This is a genomic window from Pseudomonas sp. BW7P1 (assembly GCF_024981055.1).
GTDB lineage: Bacteria > Pseudomonadota > Gammaproteobacteria > Pseudomonadales > Pseudomonadaceae > Aquipseudomonas > Aquipseudomonas bananamidigenes.
The window spans coordinates 632,040-645,428 of the sequence record NZ_CP103374.1; the positions used below are offsets into that span (position 1 = coordinate 632,040).

At 61.0% G+C, this 13,389-nt stretch carries 16 protein-coding genes; 3 read left to right on the forward strand and 13 right to left on the reverse strand.

Features of this window, described 5'->3' with window-relative positions; translation table 11 throughout:
• Positions 1 to 232 precede the first annotated feature (232 nt).
• The 9 genes from NWV16_RS02840 to ubiE all read right to left on the reverse strand — a co-directional run bounded on the left by NWV16_RS02840 (position 233) and on the right by ubiE (position 6,290).
• A complete protein-coding gene (locus NWV16_RS02840) occupies positions 233 to 940 on the reverse strand; it encodes a 16S rRNA (uracil(1498)-N(3))-methyltransferase (RefSeq protein WP_260521889.1) in 708 nt (235 codons plus the stop codon).
• Complete coding sequence (tatC, locus tag NWV16_RS02845) at positions 937 to 1,725, reverse strand: twin-arginine translocase subunit TatC (protein ID WP_065261773.1); 789 nt, start codon at positions 1,723 to 1,725, stop codon at positions 937 to 939. The genes NWV16_RS02840 and tatC overlap by 4 nt, the downstream gene beginning before the upstream one ends.
• Entirely contained in the window at positions 1,722 to 2,174 is a 453-nt protein-coding gene (gene tatB / locus NWV16_RS02850) for a Sec-independent protein translocase protein TatB (RefSeq protein WP_260521890.1), read from the reverse strand. Before tatB ends, tatC begins: the two co-directional genes overlap by 4 nt.
• A 10-nt stretch (positions 2,175 to 2,184) precedes the next feature.
• Positions 2,185 to 2,463 carry a twin-arginine translocase TatA/TatE family subunit gene (locus NWV16_RS02855; protein WP_007952423.1) on the reverse strand — a complete coding sequence of 93 codons (279 nt, stop codon included), beginning with the start codon at positions 2,461 to 2,463 and terminating at the stop codon, positions 2,185 to 2,187.
• 25 nt (positions 2,464 to 2,488) lie between these two features.
• A complete protein-coding gene (locus NWV16_RS02860; RefSeq protein WP_260521891.1) occupies positions 2,489 to 2,821 on the reverse strand; it encodes a phosphoribosyl-ATP diphosphatase in 333 nt (110 codons plus the stop codon).
• Positions 2,814 to 3,215 carry a phosphoribosyl-AMP cyclohydrolase gene (gene hisI / locus NWV16_RS02865; RefSeq protein WP_065261770.1) on the reverse strand — a complete coding sequence of 134 codons (402 nt, stop codon included), beginning with the start codon at positions 3,213 to 3,215 and terminating at the stop codon, positions 2,814 to 2,816. Before hisI ends, NWV16_RS02860 begins: the two co-directional genes overlap by 8 nt.
• An 80-nt stretch (positions 3,216 to 3,295) precedes the next feature.
• Positions 3,296 to 4,900, reverse strand: a complete 1,605-nt coding sequence (ubiB, locus tag NWV16_RS02870; RefSeq protein WP_065261769.1) for a ubiquinone biosynthesis regulatory protein kinase UbiB — start codon at positions 4,898 to 4,900, stop codon at positions 3,296 to 3,298.
• Entirely contained in the window at positions 4,897 to 5,520 is a 624-nt protein-coding gene (locus NWV16_RS02875; protein ID WP_230734852.1) for an SCP2 domain-containing protein, read from the reverse strand. The genes ubiB and NWV16_RS02875 overlap by 4 nt, the downstream gene beginning before the upstream one ends.
• Positions 5,520 to 6,290 carry a bifunctional demethylmenaquinone methyltransferase/2-methoxy-6-polyprenyl-1,4-benzoquinol methylase UbiE gene (ubiE, locus tag NWV16_RS02880; RefSeq protein ID WP_065261768.1) on the reverse strand — a complete coding sequence of 257 codons (771 nt, stop codon included), beginning with the start codon at positions 6,288 to 6,290 and terminating at the stop codon, positions 5,520 to 5,522. The genes NWV16_RS02875 and ubiE overlap by 1 nt, the downstream gene beginning before the upstream one ends.
• A gap of 165 nt (positions 6,291 to 6,455) precedes the next feature.
• On the opposite strand from ubiE, the gene NWV16_RS02885 reads away from it, so the two are divergent.
• From NWV16_RS02885 to NWV16_RS02895, 3 genes are all read left to right on the forward strand, one after another.
• On the forward strand, positions 6,456 to 6,731 hold the full coding sequence (locus NWV16_RS02885) for a polyhydroxyalkanoic acid system family protein (protein ID WP_065261767.1): 276 nt from the start codon (positions 6,456 to 6,458) through the stop codon (positions 6,729 to 6,731).
• A gap of 160 nt (positions 6,732 to 6,891) precedes the next feature.
• Positions 6,892 to 7,314, forward strand: a complete 423-nt coding sequence (locus tag NWV16_RS02890) for a phasin family protein (protein WP_065261766.1) — start codon at positions 6,892 to 6,894, stop codon at positions 7,312 to 7,314.
• A gap of 10 nt (positions 7,315 to 7,324) precedes the next feature.
• Positions 7,325 to 8,152, forward strand: coding sequence for a phasin family protein (locus tag NWV16_RS02895; RefSeq protein ID WP_260521892.1), 828 nt, complete (start codon positions 7,325 to 7,327; stop codon positions 8,150 to 8,152).
• A gap of 58 nt (positions 8,153 to 8,210) precedes the next feature.
• On the opposite strand, the gene NWV16_RS02900 is transcribed toward NWV16_RS02895, so the two are convergent.
• The 4 genes from NWV16_RS02900 to phaC (NWV16_RS02915) form a co-directional block, all read right to left on the reverse strand.
• Positions 8,211 to 8,831, reverse strand: coding sequence for a TetR/AcrR family transcriptional regulator (locus NWV16_RS02900; RefSeq protein WP_260521893.1), 621 nt, complete (start codon positions 8,829 to 8,831; stop codon positions 8,211 to 8,213).
• A 28-nt stretch (positions 8,832 to 8,859) separates the two neighbouring features.
• On the reverse strand, positions 8,860 to 10,542 hold the full coding sequence (gene phaC / locus NWV16_RS02905) for a class II poly(R)-hydroxyalkanoic acid synthase (RefSeq protein ID WP_260521894.1): 1,683 nt from the start codon (positions 10,540 to 10,542) through the stop codon (positions 8,860 to 8,862).
• 150 nt (positions 10,543 to 10,692) lie between these two features.
• Positions 10,693 to 11,547 (reverse strand): poly(3-hydroxyalkanoate) depolymerase, encoded by an 855-nt coding sequence (gene phaZ, locus NWV16_RS02910; RefSeq protein ID WP_065259455.1) that lies wholly within the window; start codon positions 11,545 to 11,547, stop codon positions 10,693 to 10,695.
• Between the two features lie 154 nt (positions 11,548 to 11,701).
• Positions 11,702 to 13,381, reverse strand: coding sequence for a class II poly(R)-hydroxyalkanoic acid synthase (gene phaC, locus NWV16_RS02915; RefSeq protein WP_065259456.1), 1,680 nt, complete (start codon positions 13,379 to 13,381; stop codon positions 11,702 to 11,704).
• Positions 13,382 to 13,389 lie beyond the last annotated feature (8 nt).

The window sequence follows — 13,389 nt, forward strand, 5'->3', positions numbered from 1 at the left end:
CTCCCCTCGGACCACTAATTGGACTTATGGAGACTGTATCGGCTGGATGATGGCAATCTGTAACATCATTTATTTGATGTGATGCCGGATTTTGTGGCGAGGGCGCTTGCTCCCGCTTGGGCGCGAAGCGGCCATCGCTCTTTCTTCAGATGAGCAAGGGGTTGCCGTTTTTGCGACGGCTGCGCCGCCGAGCGGGAGCGAGCGCCCTCGCCACAGTGGCTTCGTGTGTGTCTTAGAACAGACGGGCGAGCAGGGCAGTGACGGCGGTTTCTACGCGCAGGATGCGCTCGCCCAGTTGTACCGCTTGCAGTCCGGCCTTGGTCAGCAGGTCGATTTCGTAGGGAATCCAGCCACCCTCGGGGCCGATGGCCAGTGTCACCGGTTCGTTCAGCGCGCGGGGGCAGGGCGGGAAGTTGCCGGGATGGCCGACCAGGCCGAGGGTGCCGTCGGTGATGGCCGGCAGGCGGTCTTCGACGAACGGCTTGAAGCGCTTTTCGATGATGATCTGCGGCAGCACGGTATCCCGGGCCTGTTCGAGACCGAGGATCAGATTCTCGCGAATCGCCTCCGGCTCCAGAAACGGCGTCTGCCAGAAACTCTTCTCGACGCGATAGCTGTTGACCAGAATCACCTTGGACACACCCATGGTCGCCACGGTCTGGAACACCCGACGCAGCATTTTCGGGCGAGGCAGGGCCAGTACCAGAGTCAGCGGAAGCTTCGCCGGTGGTGGTTGATCGAGCGACACGCGCAATTCTGCTTCATTGGCATCCAGGCGCAGCACTTGAGCCGACCCCATCAAACCATCGATACGCCCGACCCGCAGGCTGTCACCGACTTCCGAACGGTGGACTTCCTGCATGTGGGTCAGGCGTCGGTCGCGCAGCACGACGCGGTCGGCCGCAATGAAATCGGCCTCTTCGAGCAGCAGCAGGTTCATGGCTGGGTCGCTGGCGGCTGGTCGTTGTGGTCGTCGACGGTTTCGTCCGGGCGCTCGCGCTTGCTGACCAGACTGCCGAACAGGATGCCGACTTCAAACAGCATCCACATCGGTACGGCCAGCAGGGTCTGGGAGAAGATGTCCGGCGGGGTCAGGATCATGCCGACCACGAAGCAGCCGATGATCACGTACGGGCGGATCTTCTTCAGGTATTTGACGTCGACCACGCCGATCCACACCAGCAGCACCACGGCCACCGGGATTTCGAACGCCACGCCGAAGGCGAAGAACAGCGTCATGACGAAATCGAGATAGCTGGTGATGTCGGTCATCATTTCCACGCCGGCCGGGGTGGCCGAGGCGAAGAACTTGAAGATCAGCGGGAATACGAAGAAATAGGCGAACGCCATGCCGGTGTAGAACAGCAGGATGCTGGAAATCAGCAGCGGCACCGCGACACGCTTCTCGTGCTTGTACAGACCCGGCGCGATGAAGCCCCAGATCTGGTGCAGGATCACCGGAATCGCCAGGAACAGCGACACCATCATGGTCAGCTTCAACGGCGTCAGGAACGGCGACGACACGTCAGTCGCGATCATTGTCGCGCCGGCCGGCAGGTACTGGCGGAGCGGTGTCGAGACAAAGGTATAGATCTGCTGGGTGAAGGCGAACAGCCCGGCGAAGATGATGAAGATCGCCGCGACGCAACGCAGCAGGCGGGTGCGCAACTCGGTGAGGTGCGATACCAGCGGCATGTGCTGGTCGTTTTCGGGAAGATCGCTCATGGGGCTCGCGGCGGCAATGTTGGGTCGTGAGGGGCCGGCGTGGTTGGCGCGGCGGCTGGAGCAACGGGTTCGATCGGTTGCATGACCGGGGCAGTTTCAGCGGCTGCGGCAGAGACGTGTTCGACGCTCGCCGGCTGCTCCGCAACGGGAGCCGCAGGGGTCTGTTCTGCCACTGGCTGCACCGGCGTCGGCTCCTGCTGAACCGGTGGCGTGAAGATTTTTCGCGCCTCCTGCTCCAGCGACAGGATGTGTTCGTTGTGCAGTTGCCGACGGATTTCGTCGGCACCGATTTCACGTTCAACTTCCTGTTTGATCGCGTTGAAGCTGCGCTTCAGCCGCCCGACCCACAGGCCGGCGGTGCGTGCAGCGCCCGGCAGACGCTCGGGGCCCAGCACCAGCAGGGCAACGAGGCCGACGAGCAGCAGTTCAGAGAAGCTGATACCAAACATTAGTCAGTGCTCACACGTCTTTGCGGATCGGCTCTTCGACTTTCTGCGCCTGCACGTCGATGGTGTGCGGCGGGTTGGCCTGAGCGGTGGCTTGCGGCTGGACCGGTGGTACCGGCTGCGCAGGCGTGACGGTCGGATCGGCCGGTTTCTCGTCGTCGTTCATGGCCTTGCGAAAGCCCTTGATCGATTCGCCGACGTCGGTGCCGAGGTTTTTCAGTTTCTTGGTGCCGAACACCAGCACCACGACAACCAGAATGACGATCCAGTGTTTCCAGTCAAAAATGCCCATGTTGCTGTTCCTCTCTAAAAGTTGTTCAGGCGGACGGACGCGAGGCTTTCTCGACGTGTCCGGACAGGCCGAAGCGACGATCCAGCTCGTCGAGTACAGCCTGCGGGTGCTGCCCCAGCTGGGCGAGCATGACCATGCTGTGGAACCACAGGTCGGCGGTCTCGTAGATCACGTCGCTGCAGTCACCGCTGACGACGGCGTCCTTGGCGGCAATGATGGTTTCGACCGACTCTTCGCCGACCTTCTCCAGAATCTTGTTCAGGCCCTTGTGATACAGACTAGCTACATATGAGCTGTCGGCAGCAGCGCCCTTGCGCTCTTCAAGTACTTGAGCGAGGCGGTTCAGAGTGTCACTCATGTTTGTGTCCGGATGAGTAGATAGCGTGCGGGTCTTTCAGGACCGGGTCGACCGTTTTCCAGTCGCCGTTTTCGAAGACGCGGTAGAAGCAGCTCTGGCGGCCGGTATGGCAGGCGATGTCGCCGATCTGTTCAACCATCAGGATGATCACGTCGGCGTCGCAGTCCAGACGCATTTCATGCAGGGTCTGCACATGGCCGGACTCTTCGCCCTTGCGCCACAGCTTGCCACGGGAACGTGACCAGTAGATGGCACGGTTTTCGGATGCGGTCAGCTCCAGGGCTTCGCGGTTCATCCAGGCCATCATCAGCACGCGTCCGGTCTTGTGATCCTGGGCAATCGCCGGCACCAGGCCATCGGCGTCCCACTTGATCTCGTCCAGCCAGTTTTTCATCTTCGACTCCGACAGCGAACCCACACTTCAATAGTCGGGTTCAGGCGTTGAAACAGTGTGCCAGTCGATCACGCAACTGGCTATCGGCGAACGACCAGATACAAGCCGACTGCCACCATGATCCCGGCGGGCCAATGCCCCAGTTCGTTCAACGGACCGCCGGCGGCGAGGATCGTGCCGCCCGCCAGATGAGCGCTGCCGAGCAGGCGCAGGAACCAGTCGTCCTTGCGTTTCTGCCACGGTGGCGGCGGGTCGCTGGCATGGGGTTGGGACATGCGTTCGAGCAGGTCGCGGGCCATGTTGGCCAGGTGCGGCAGTTGTTCGAACTGGCTCTGCACATTGCCGATCAAGGCTTTCGGGCTGACACGCTCGCGCATCCAGCGCTCGAGGAACGGCTGCGCGGTGTTCCACAGATCCAGCTCCGGGTACAGCTGACGGCCCAGGCCTTCGATGTTCAGCAGGGTCTTTTGCAACAACACGAGTTGTGGCTGCACTTCCATGTTGAAGCGGCGCGCGGTCTGGAACAGGCGCATCAGCACCTGGCCAAATGAAATATCTTTTAACGGTTTTTCGAAGATCGGTTCGCACACGGTACGGATCGCCGCTTCGAATTCATTGAGCTTGGTTTCCGCCGGCACCCAGCCCGAATCGATGTGCAATTGCGCCACGCGGCGATAGTCGCGCTTGAAGAAGGCGAACAGGTTGCGCGCCAGATAGTCCTGGTCTTCCGGGGTCAGGCTGCCGACGATGCCGCAGTCAATCGCAATGTACTGCGGGCTCCACGGGTTGACGGTACTGACGAAGATGTTGCCCGGGTGCATGTCGGCATGGAAGAAACTGTCGCGGAACACCTGGGTGAAGAAGATTTCCACGCCGCGCTCGGCGAGCATCTTCATGTCGGTGCGCTGGTCGGCGAGGGTCGCCAGGTCCGTCACCTGAATTCCGTAGATGCGCTCCATCACCAGCACTTTCGGCCTGCACCAGTCCCAATAGACCTGCGGCACGTAGAGCAGCGGCGAGCCTTCGAAGTTGCGCCTCAACTGGCTGGCGTTGGCCGCCTCGCGCAACAGGTCGAGTTCGTCGTAGATGGTTTTTTCGTAGTCGCTGACCACGTCCACCGGGTGCAGCAGGCGCGCGTCGGCAGAGACCTTTTCGGCGGCACGGGCGAGGATGAACAGCCACGCCAGATCCTGGGCGATCACCGGCTTCAGGCCCGGGCGGATCACCTTGACCACCACTTCTTCGCCGGTCTTCAGTTGCGCGGCGTGCACCTGCGCCACCGAGGCCGAGGCCAGCGGTTCGACGTCGAAACGGCTGAACACTTCGTTGATCTTCTTGCCCAGCTGTTCTTCGATCAGCTTGACCGACAGCTGTGAATCGAACGGCGGCACGCGGTCCTGCAACAGCATCAGCTCATCGGCGATGTCTTCCGGCAGCAGGTCGCGGCGGGTCGAGAGGATCTGCCCGAACTTGATGAAGATCGGCCCCAGGTCCTGCAAGGCCAGGCGCAGGCGTGCGCCACGGCTCAGGTCCAGCGGCCTGCGCGGGAACCAGCGCCATGGCAGGACGTAGCGCAGCGCCAGCAGGAACCACGGCAAGGGCAGATCGAACAGCAGGTCATCGAGGCGGTAGCGGATCACGACGCGCTGGATGCGCAACAGACGGCGGACGGCGAGCAGCTTCATGCGTTATCGCTTGGGTCGAGGGATCGGGAAAGGCGCTCGAAGCGCGCCTCGAGACGTTCCAGATCGAGTTTGATCCGGTCCAGTTCGCTGAAGCGGGCTTCAGCTTCGCGCTGCCCGACAAGGGTGCGCGACTCTTCGGCCAGGTATTCGGCGAGGTTCTGGTTGAGGCTGGCAAATCCTTGTTGATACCAGCGAGCGCGGCTGCGCAGGTGACCGCCGACCAGTTGCGTGGCGACCGGGCCGAGCCAGCGCGAGAGTTCGTACTCCCAGTCCAGCTCCAGGTCCTGAAGCACACCCGCCAGTTCCAGCAGCACACCGCTGTCGCCGTCGAGTTCGACTTCCGGCGCGTGCAGCACGGCGGTCTTGTCCTTGCTCAGGGCCAGTTTCATCAGGCTCGAAGCCGGGGCGCGCAAGGTGCAGTCGACGCCGGTTTCCCAGTGAGAGGCCAACATCAGGCCTTCGTCGCTCGGCAGGATGAACAGTTGCAGCGCCGGGCTGCGGCAATCCACGGCAATCACTTTGCCGGTCAGATGCGCCAGCCTCGGCAGCGCCGTGCTGTCGAGACGCAGCACCCGATTCAGGCCGAGTTCGACGCTGGCCAGCAGCCCGGTCAGCAGCATCAGGGCTTGATGCCGCGGTGCAGGGCGACGATGCCTGCGGTCATGTTGTGATAGGTCACGCGGTCGAAACCGGCGTCGACCATCATCGACTTCAGGGTTTCCTGATTCGGGTGCATGCGGATCGACTCGGCCAGGTAGCGATAGCTTTCCGAGTCGTTGGTGATCAGCTTGCCCATCAACGGCATGAAGGCGAAGGAATAGGCGTCGTAGGCCTTGGACATCAGCGCGTTGGTCGGCTTGGAGAATTCCAGCACCAGCAGGCGTCCGCCCGGCTTGAGCACGCGCAGCATCGAGCGCAGGGCGTCTTCTTTATGCGTCACGTTGCGCAGGCCGAAGGCGATGGTCACGCAGTCGAAATGGTTGTCCGGAAACGGCAGTTTTTCTGCGTCGGCCTGGACGAATTCAACGTTGCCCGAGACACCGACATCCAGCAGGCGGTCACGACCGACCTTGAGCATGGATTCGTTGATGTCCGCGAGAACGACCTGACCGGTCGGGCCGACCAGGTGCGAGAATTTCTTGGTCAGGTCGCCGGTGCCGCCGGCGATGTCCAGCACGCGGTTGCCTGGGCGCACGCCCGACAGTTCGATCGCGAAGCGCTTCCACAGGCGGTGCATGCCGCCCGACAGAAGGTCGTTCATCAGGTCGTACTTGGCGGCCACGGAGTGGAACACCTCAGCGACTTTTTCCGCTTTCTGGCTTTCCGGAACGTTTTTGAAGCCGAAGTGAGTGGTGGGTTCGGCATCGCTGCCTTTGCGCTGATCAGTCATATCGCTGTCACCAAAAGAGAATGCGCGACATTCTAATCCCCAAGCCATGCTTTGTCTTGGAATGGCTAAAGGTAAGATGGGCAACCTTCGGGACGATTTGCCGCAGTGGCGGTCAAGATTCGTTGCAGGCATTCATAGCCCCATTCAAAAAGCAGGAGTCATTCAATGGCCCAAATCAGTGTTGAGCGTGCCCACAGCCTGGGCAAGGAAGCGGCCCGCGAGAAAGCCGATAAACTGGCGAAGAAACTGTCCGATCAGTATGGCCTGGAGCCGCAATGGTCGGGCGACACCCTGAACCTCAAACGTTCGGGCGTGAAGGGCGCGGTGCATGTGGCCGAGGATTCGATCCGGGTCGACGTGGAACTGGGCCTGATGATGTCGGCCATGAGCGGCATGATCAAAGCCGAGATCGAAAAAGCGCTGGACAAAGCGCTGGTCTGATCAGGACAAACGGGGAGCTTCGGGCTCCCCTTTCTTTTCTCGCACACCTGCCTTTTATGTCAGTTGTTAGGGTGCCGTTTCTAATTTTTCTCCCTACTTTGTACCTGAGCCCGACACTCGTCAGGGCAGTTCCTCAAACCTTCTGCGCGTGAGGTGCACCATGGCCAAAGCTGTTTTGAAGAAAAAAATCGACGCCTCGACTTCTGCCCTGAGCGACGTCAAATCCTATGCCCGCAAGATCTGGCTGGCTGGCCTGGGTGCCTACACCAAGGTCGGTCAGGAGGGCAGCGAGTACTTTCAGGAGTTGATCAAGGCGGGTCAAACCGTTGAAAGAAAAGGCAAAAAAGCCGTCACCGAAAAACTCGAAGCGGCCAATGCCGAGATCGATGAGGCCAAGAGCGAAGTCAGTTCTTTCAAAGGTCGCGTCGAAGTTCAGCTCGACAAGGTCGAGAAGGCGTTCGACACGCGCGTCGCCAGTGCCTTGAATCGTATCGGCATTCCGTCTAAACATGACGTTGAGGCACTCTCTGCTAAGCTCGATGAGCTGACGGCATTGCTCGAACGCGCCGCGCGTAAATCTTAAGGAGAACGGGATGGCTGGTAAAAAGAACACCGATAAAGAAGGCAGCTCGTGGATCGGAAAAGTCGAAGACTATTCCCGCAAGATCTGGCTGGCTGGTTTAGGCGTGTACTCGAAGATCGACACTGACGGCAGCAAGCTCTTCGAGACATTGGTCAAAGACGGCGAGAAAGCCGAGAAGCTCACCAAGGCAGCGGTCGGCAAGAAAGTCGATGCCGCCAAGGACTCCGCTTCTTCGGCCAAGTCGCGCATCAGTGGCGTGAAAGATCGTGCGCTGGGTACGTGGGATCAACTGGAAGGGGCTTTTGACAAGCGCCTGAACAGTGCGATTTCGCGCCTGGGCGTACCGAGCCGCAACGAAGTGAAGGATCTGCACAAGAAGGTCGACGCTCTGACCAAGCAGATCGAAAAACTCACCGGCCTCAAAGCCCAACCTGTGGCGGCCAAGACCGCAGCAGCCAAACCAGCGGCAAAACCTGCTGCCAAGCCATTGGCCAAGGCGGCTGCCAAGCCAGCGGCCAAAACCGCAGCAGCCAAACCGGCAGCGAAAGCCGCGGCCAAACCGGTTGCAGCCAAGGCCGCCGCCAAACCTGCTGCAAAACCGGCGACCAAGCCAGCAGCGAAAACCGCTGCCGCCAAACCCGCTGCCAAGCCTGCGGCCAAACCGGCAGCAGCGAAAAAGCCTGCAGTGAAAAAACCGGCCGCGCCGAAAGCCGCTGCGCCGAAACCGGTGAGCGTACCGCAAGCACTGGCCAGCACGTCGAACTCCGCCTCGGCTCCAGCCCCGGCGCCAGTTTCGACTGTTGCATCGACTCCGTCGACGCCGACCAGTCAGTCCTGATTTTCAGGGCTCAGGAAAACGCCCGGCCTGTGAAGGTCGGGCGTTTTTGTTTGTGCGACTACTCGTGATCTTCGAGATACTGCAAAGCCATCCGCTCCGTCGCCACCTTCACCGGCGGCAACAGATGCGGCGCCACCAGCATCATGATCTGGTAAACCACCAGCCTCACTTCGCCCTCGCGATCGAGAATCCGCTGATAGTCCAGCGAGAACAGCAAGGTCATGGTGATCTGTTCCACCAGTTGTCCCAGCGCCTGGGTATCGCTGACCAGTTGCCCCGATGCTTTCAATCGCGCGAGCAGTGACGCCAGCGTGCGCTTCAGGATATTGAGGAACTGGCGAATGCCCTTGGCCAGTTTCGGCAGGCGCCCGGCCAGGTTCGACAGGTCCTGGAAAAGGAACCGGTACTGCGCCAGGCGTTCGACGATCAGGTGCAGGAACAACCAGTAATCCTCTGGCGCCAGTTCGACATCGGCGGGCGGGTCGAGCAGTGGCGCCAGTTCGTTCTGAAAACGTTCGAACAGCCCGAGAATCAGCGGTTCCTTGCCATGGAAGTGGTAGTAGAGGTTGCCCGGGCTGATCCCCATTTCATTGGCAACCTCCATGGTGGAGACGTTCGGCTCGCCCTTCTCGTTGAACAACTGCAGGGCACATTCGAGGATCCGTTCGCTTGTTTTCATCCAGTCTTCTTAACAGGGTCGGGGTCGGTCAGCGCACGCGCACGTAAGTGCCGGGTGCCGCCTCCATCGGTGGATAATTCGCGTTGCCCAGGGTCATCCGGGTTTCATGCAGGGTGCCGGAACGTTGCTGCACCCATTCCAGCCACTGCGGCCACCAGCTGCCGTCGACTTTTTTCGCGTCGTAATACCAGGCGCGCGGGTCGCTGCTCAGCTTGCCGTTCTCGACGTAGGTGGCTTTGGGGTTGCTCGGCGGGTTGAGAATGCTCTGCACATGGCCGCTGTTGGACAGCACGAAACGCCGCTCGCCGCCCAGTAGCAGGGTCGAGCGATAGACCGCGTCCCACGGCGTGATGTGGTCATTCATGCCGGCCACGCTGAAACTGTCGACCGTGACTTTCTGCAGGTCGATCGGCGTGCCGCAGACTTCCAGGCCTCCTGAATGAATCAGCGGGTTGTGCTTGAAGAAGTCCAGCAGATCGCCATGAAACGCCGCCGGCAGGCGGGTGCTGTCGTTGTTCCAGTAGAGGATGTCGAACGCCGGCGGCTCCTTGCCCAGCAGGTAGTTGTTGACGAAGTAGCTCCAGATCAGATCGTTGGGTCGCATCCAGGCGAACACCTTGGCCATGTCGCGACCGTCCAGCACGCCTTTCTGATAAGAACGGCGCTTGGCCGCTTCGAGGGTCTGCTCGTCGGCGAACAGTGTGGCCGGAGAGTCGATCTGGCTGTCCAGCAGGCTCACCAGATAGGTGGCGCTGGAGACCCGCCGCAATTGCCGCTTGGCCTGCAAGTGCCCTTGCAGCGCGGCGATGGTCAGCCCGCCCGCACAGGCCCCCACCAGGTTGACTTCCCGGGCGCCGGTGATCGCCCGGCAGATATTCATCGCTTCTTCCACGGCCTCGACGTAGGTCGACAGGCCCCATTCGCGATGGCGCACGTCCGGATTGCGCCAACTGATCATGAAGGTCTGCAAGCCGTTTTTCAGGGCGTACTGGACGAAGCTGTTGTTCGGGCTCAGGTCGAAAATGTAGTACTTGTTGATTTGCGGCGGCACCACCAGCAACGGTTTCGAGTACTGCTTTTCGCTCATTGGCCTGTACTGGATCAGTTCGAGCAATTCATTGCGAAACACCACCGAGCCGGTAGTGGTGGCAACCGTCTTGCCGACCTCGAATGCCTGCCTGGTCACCTGACGTGGCAGGCCGTCGTTGTGCAGCAGGTCATCGAACAGATGACTCAGGCCGCGCACCAGACTGTGACCGCCGGAGTTGAACAGCTCCTTGATCGCCAGCGGATTGAGCAGCGTGTTGGAAGGCGCCACGGCGTCGTTGATCAGGGAAAAAGCGAAGTGCGCACGGGCGCGATCGTCGTCGCTCATGCTGCTTTCGTCGATCCAGCTCTTGACCTGTTTCTGCCAGCTCAGATAGGCCTGCAGGCTCCGGCGGTAGAACGGATTGAGGCTCCAGGCCGGGTCGGCAAAGCGGCTGTCGTTGGGGTTGGTCGGGTGCAGTGTTTCGCCGAGCAGCACGCGTCCGAGCGCGCCACCGAGTTTCAACGCGTGTTTGGCGCTGTGGATCGGGTTGCGCAGACCATGGGCGGCGACGCTGCGCAACGTCGAAATCAGATCGCGGCCACGCAGGCCGGCCATTGCACTCTGTGCATTGATGAACACGGCAGGACTGGGCACTGCGCCCGTCGCTGGTTTGTCGCGCATGACTCAACACTCCTTCGTCTTCAGGTCAATAACAAACACACCGAACCAGAACACCATAGACGCTGTTGCGGGTTGTTGCCTGCGCGGCGTCCTGCCACGCACTTGCAAAAAGCCCTGCAAGGAACTGTCCAGAAAACCGTGTCGGAACCGTTATCCGCCCAGCGGTGTCGGGTGGGGATGCATCACTGCGCGAAGGCGTTCCTCCTGGAGAAATTTCATGATGATCGGCGCCACGGCTTCGGCCCGGGTGATGAGGAACAGATGCCCGTCATCGATGATGTGCAATTGCGCGTTGGGAATTCGCCAGGCGAGCAGACGCATGTTGATCAGCGGGATCAGCGGATCGTCGTCGCCGGCCAGCACCAGGGTCGGCTGATGGATCTTGTGCAGCCAGTGAATGCTGGTCCAGCCGAGGCCTGCAAACAGTTGCCAGTAATAACCGAGCTTGCCCGCCGAACGCACCTTGGCCGCATGGCTGGCGGCGAGGGTGGGGTCACGCCGGAACGAACCGCCGTAGATCATCGGGGCGATGCGGATCACATGGGACGGCTGGATGTAACGGCGCGGACTGGCCATCATCCACAGCACCTTCGGCTTGCCCGGCACCATGACCGCGCCTGCCGCCGTGGCGGCCAGTACCAGTTTCTTGCAGCGCTCGGGATAGTCATGGGCGAACTGCTGCGCCAGCGCGCCGCCCCAGGACACGCCGATGACGTTGACCTGACCGTAGTCGAGGTAATCGAGCATGCGTGCCGTCAACTTCGCCAGCCCGGGAAAGCGGTATGGCCGGCTCGGCGTCGAGGAACCGCCGACGCCGGGCACGTCGAAGGCGATCACCTCCAGGTCGGGGTCCAGCGCCGCGACAAAAGGAAACACCAGCTCCAGGTTGGCGCCGATGCCGTTGAAAATCAGCAAGGGCGTCAAGTGAGGCTTGCCGGGGCGTACGGCGGTCCGGAGGGTCTGGCCATCCAGCTCGACGGTACGGAAGATGAACGGTTGCGGCATGCTTCAGGGCCCTGTGGGTCAATCTCGATATCACCTTGTCCCCCTTGTGGGGGCGGGCTTGCTCGCGAAGGCGTCGTGTCAGTCGCCATTGATGTTGGCGGATCAACCGCTTTCGCGAGCAAGCCCGCTCCCACAGGGGAGTGAGGTGCGTCAGTTACCGCTCGTGTACATAAGTGCCCGGCGAGGCTTCTCCCGCCGGATACGCCTTGTTGCCCAGTTTCGTCGGCGCCTTTTTCAGCTCGCCCGAACGCGCCGCCTGCCAGGCCTGCCAGTACAGCCACCAGGAGTCGGTGTGCTTGGTCGAGTTTTCCTGCCAGTCATCGGCATTGGCGGTCATTTCGTCGCTGGTCATGTAACGGGATTTCGGGTTGCCCGGCGGGTTCAGGATGCTCTGGATATGCCCGCTGCTGGAGAGCACGAATTCCACCTTGCCGCCAAACAGCTGCGCCGACTTGTAGCAGGACTTCCATGGCGTGATGTGGTCGTTGGTGCCTGCCAGCGAGAAGATGTCGGCCGTGACCTTCTTGAGGTCGATCGGTGTGCCGCACACTTCCAGTGCATCGGGGCGGGTCAGTGGATTGTTTTTGAACATCTCGATCAGGTCGCCGTGGAACGCGGCCGGCAACCGGGTGGTGTCGTTGTTCCAGAACAGGATGTCGAACACCGGCGGTTCGTTGCCCAGCAGGTAGTTGTTGACCCAGTAGTTCCAGATCAGGTCGTTGGGGCGCATCCAGGCGAAGACCTTGGCCATGTCTTTGCCTTCCAGCACACCGGCCTGATACGAATGACGCTTGGCCATCTCCAGAGTCTGCTCGTCGACGAAGAGTGCGACGTCGCTGTCCAGGGTGGTGTCGAGCACGCTGACCAGCAGGGTCAGGGCATTGACCTTGTTCTCGCCAGTGGCGGCGTAGTGGCCGAGCAGGGCGGTGCAGGTGATGCCGCCGGAGCAGGCGCCGAGCATGTTGACGTCCTTGCTGCCGGTGATCGCGGTGACCACGTCGACCGCTTCCTTCAGGGCTTCGATGTAGGTCGACAGGCCCCACTCGCGCTGTTCCTTGGTCGGGTTGCGCCAGCTGACAATGAAGGTCTGCACGTTGTTGCGCAGGCAGAAGCGCGCCAGGCTCTTGTCCGGGCTCAGGTCGAATACATAGAACTTGTTGATTTGCGGCGGCACCACCAGCAGCGGACGTTCGTGTACCTGCTCGGTGATGGGTTTGTACTGGATCAGTTCCAGCACGTCGTTGCGAAACACCACTGCGCCTTCGCTCACGCCCAGGGTCTTGCCGACCTCGAATGCGCCCATGTTGACCTGGCTCGGCATGCCGCCGTTGTGCACCAGATCCTTGGCCAGATGGGAGAGGCCGTCGAGCAGGCTTTTGCCGCCGGTCTCGAAGAAGCGTTTGACCGCCGCCGGGTTGGCCATGCTGTTGGTCGGCGCCATGGCTTCGGTCATCAGGTTGATCACGAAGTGGCCGCGCGCGATGTCCTTGGGCGAGAGGCTGCTGTCGTCGATCCAGGCATGGAGTTCCTTGCGCCATGCCAGGTAGGTTTGCAGGTAACGTTTGTACAGCGGGTTCTGACTCCACGCCGGATCGACGAAGCGACGGTCATCGCCTGCCGGTTGCAGTTCTGATTTGCCGAACAGCACGTTCTTCAATTCGAGGCCGAAATGAGTGACGTGTCTGACGCTATGGATCGGTTGTTTGATGGCCTGGGTCAGCACCATTCGAGCAGAGGCCAGCAGATCCTTTCCGCGTAGCCCAACGACGGGATTCAGCCCCAGGGTGTTCTCCGAGGCCTGGTACTTCAAATCATCGTTATTCTTGTTACTCATCTACGACG

Coding starts and splice junctions, on each gene's coding strand:
- ubiB (WP_065261769.1), bottom strand. CDS start 4,900: ATGAAGCTGCTCGCCGTCCGCCGTCTGTTGCGCATCCAGCGCGTCGTG.
- hisI (WP_065261770.1), bottom strand. CDS start 3,215: ATGAAAAACTGGCTGGACGAGATCAAGTGGGACGCCGATGGCCTGGTG.
- NWV16_RS02840 (WP_260521889.1), bottom strand. CDS start 940: ATGAACCTGCTGCTGCTCGAAGAGGCCGATTTCATTGCGGCCGACCGC.
- NWV16_RS02860 (WP_260521891.1), bottom strand. CDS start 2,821: ATGAGTGACACTCTGAACCGCCTCGCTCAAGTACTTGAAGAGCGCAAG.
- NWV16_RS02885 (WP_065261767.1), top strand. CDS start 6,456: ATGGCCCAAATCAGTGTTGAGCGTGCCCACAGCCTGGGCAAGGAAGCG.
- tatC (WP_065261773.1), bottom strand. CDS start 1,725: ATGAGCGATCTTCCCGAAAACGACCAGCACATGCCGCTGGTATCGCAC.
- tatB (WP_260521890.1), bottom strand. CDS start 2,174: ATGTTTGGTATCAGCTTCTCTGAACTGCTGCTCGTCGGCCTCGTTGCC.
- phaC (WP_260521894.1), bottom strand. CDS start 10,542: ATGCGCGACAAACCAGCGACGGGCGCAGTGCCCAGTCCTGCCGTGTTC.
- phaC (WP_065259456.1), bottom strand. CDS start 13,381: ATGAGTAACAAGAATAACGATGATTTGAAGTACCAGGCCTCGGAGAAC.
- NWV16_RS02890 (WP_065261766.1), top strand. CDS start 6,892: ATGGCCAAAGCTGTTTTGAAGAAAAAAATCGACGCCTCGACTTCTGCC.
- phaZ (WP_065259455.1), bottom strand. CDS start 11,547: ATGCCGCAACCGTTCATCTTCCGTACCGTCGAGCTGGATGGCCAGACC.
- NWV16_RS02900 (WP_260521893.1), bottom strand. CDS start 8,831: ATGAAAACAAGCGAACGGATCCTCGAATGTGCCCTGCAGTTGTTCAAC.
- NWV16_RS02895 (WP_260521892.1), top strand. CDS start 7,325: ATGGCTGGTAAAAAGAACACCGATAAAGAAGGCAGCTCGTGGATCGGA.
- ubiE (WP_065261768.1), bottom strand. CDS start 6,290: ATGACTGATCAGCGCAAAGGCAGCGATGCCGAACCCACCACTCACTTC.
- NWV16_RS02855 (WP_007952423.1), bottom strand. CDS start 2,463: ATGGGCATTTTTGACTGGAAACACTGGATCGTCATTCTGGTTGTCGTG.
- NWV16_RS02875 (WP_230734852.1), bottom strand. CDS start 5,520: ATGCTGCTGACCGGGCTGCTGGCCAGCGTCGAACTCGGCCTGAATCGG.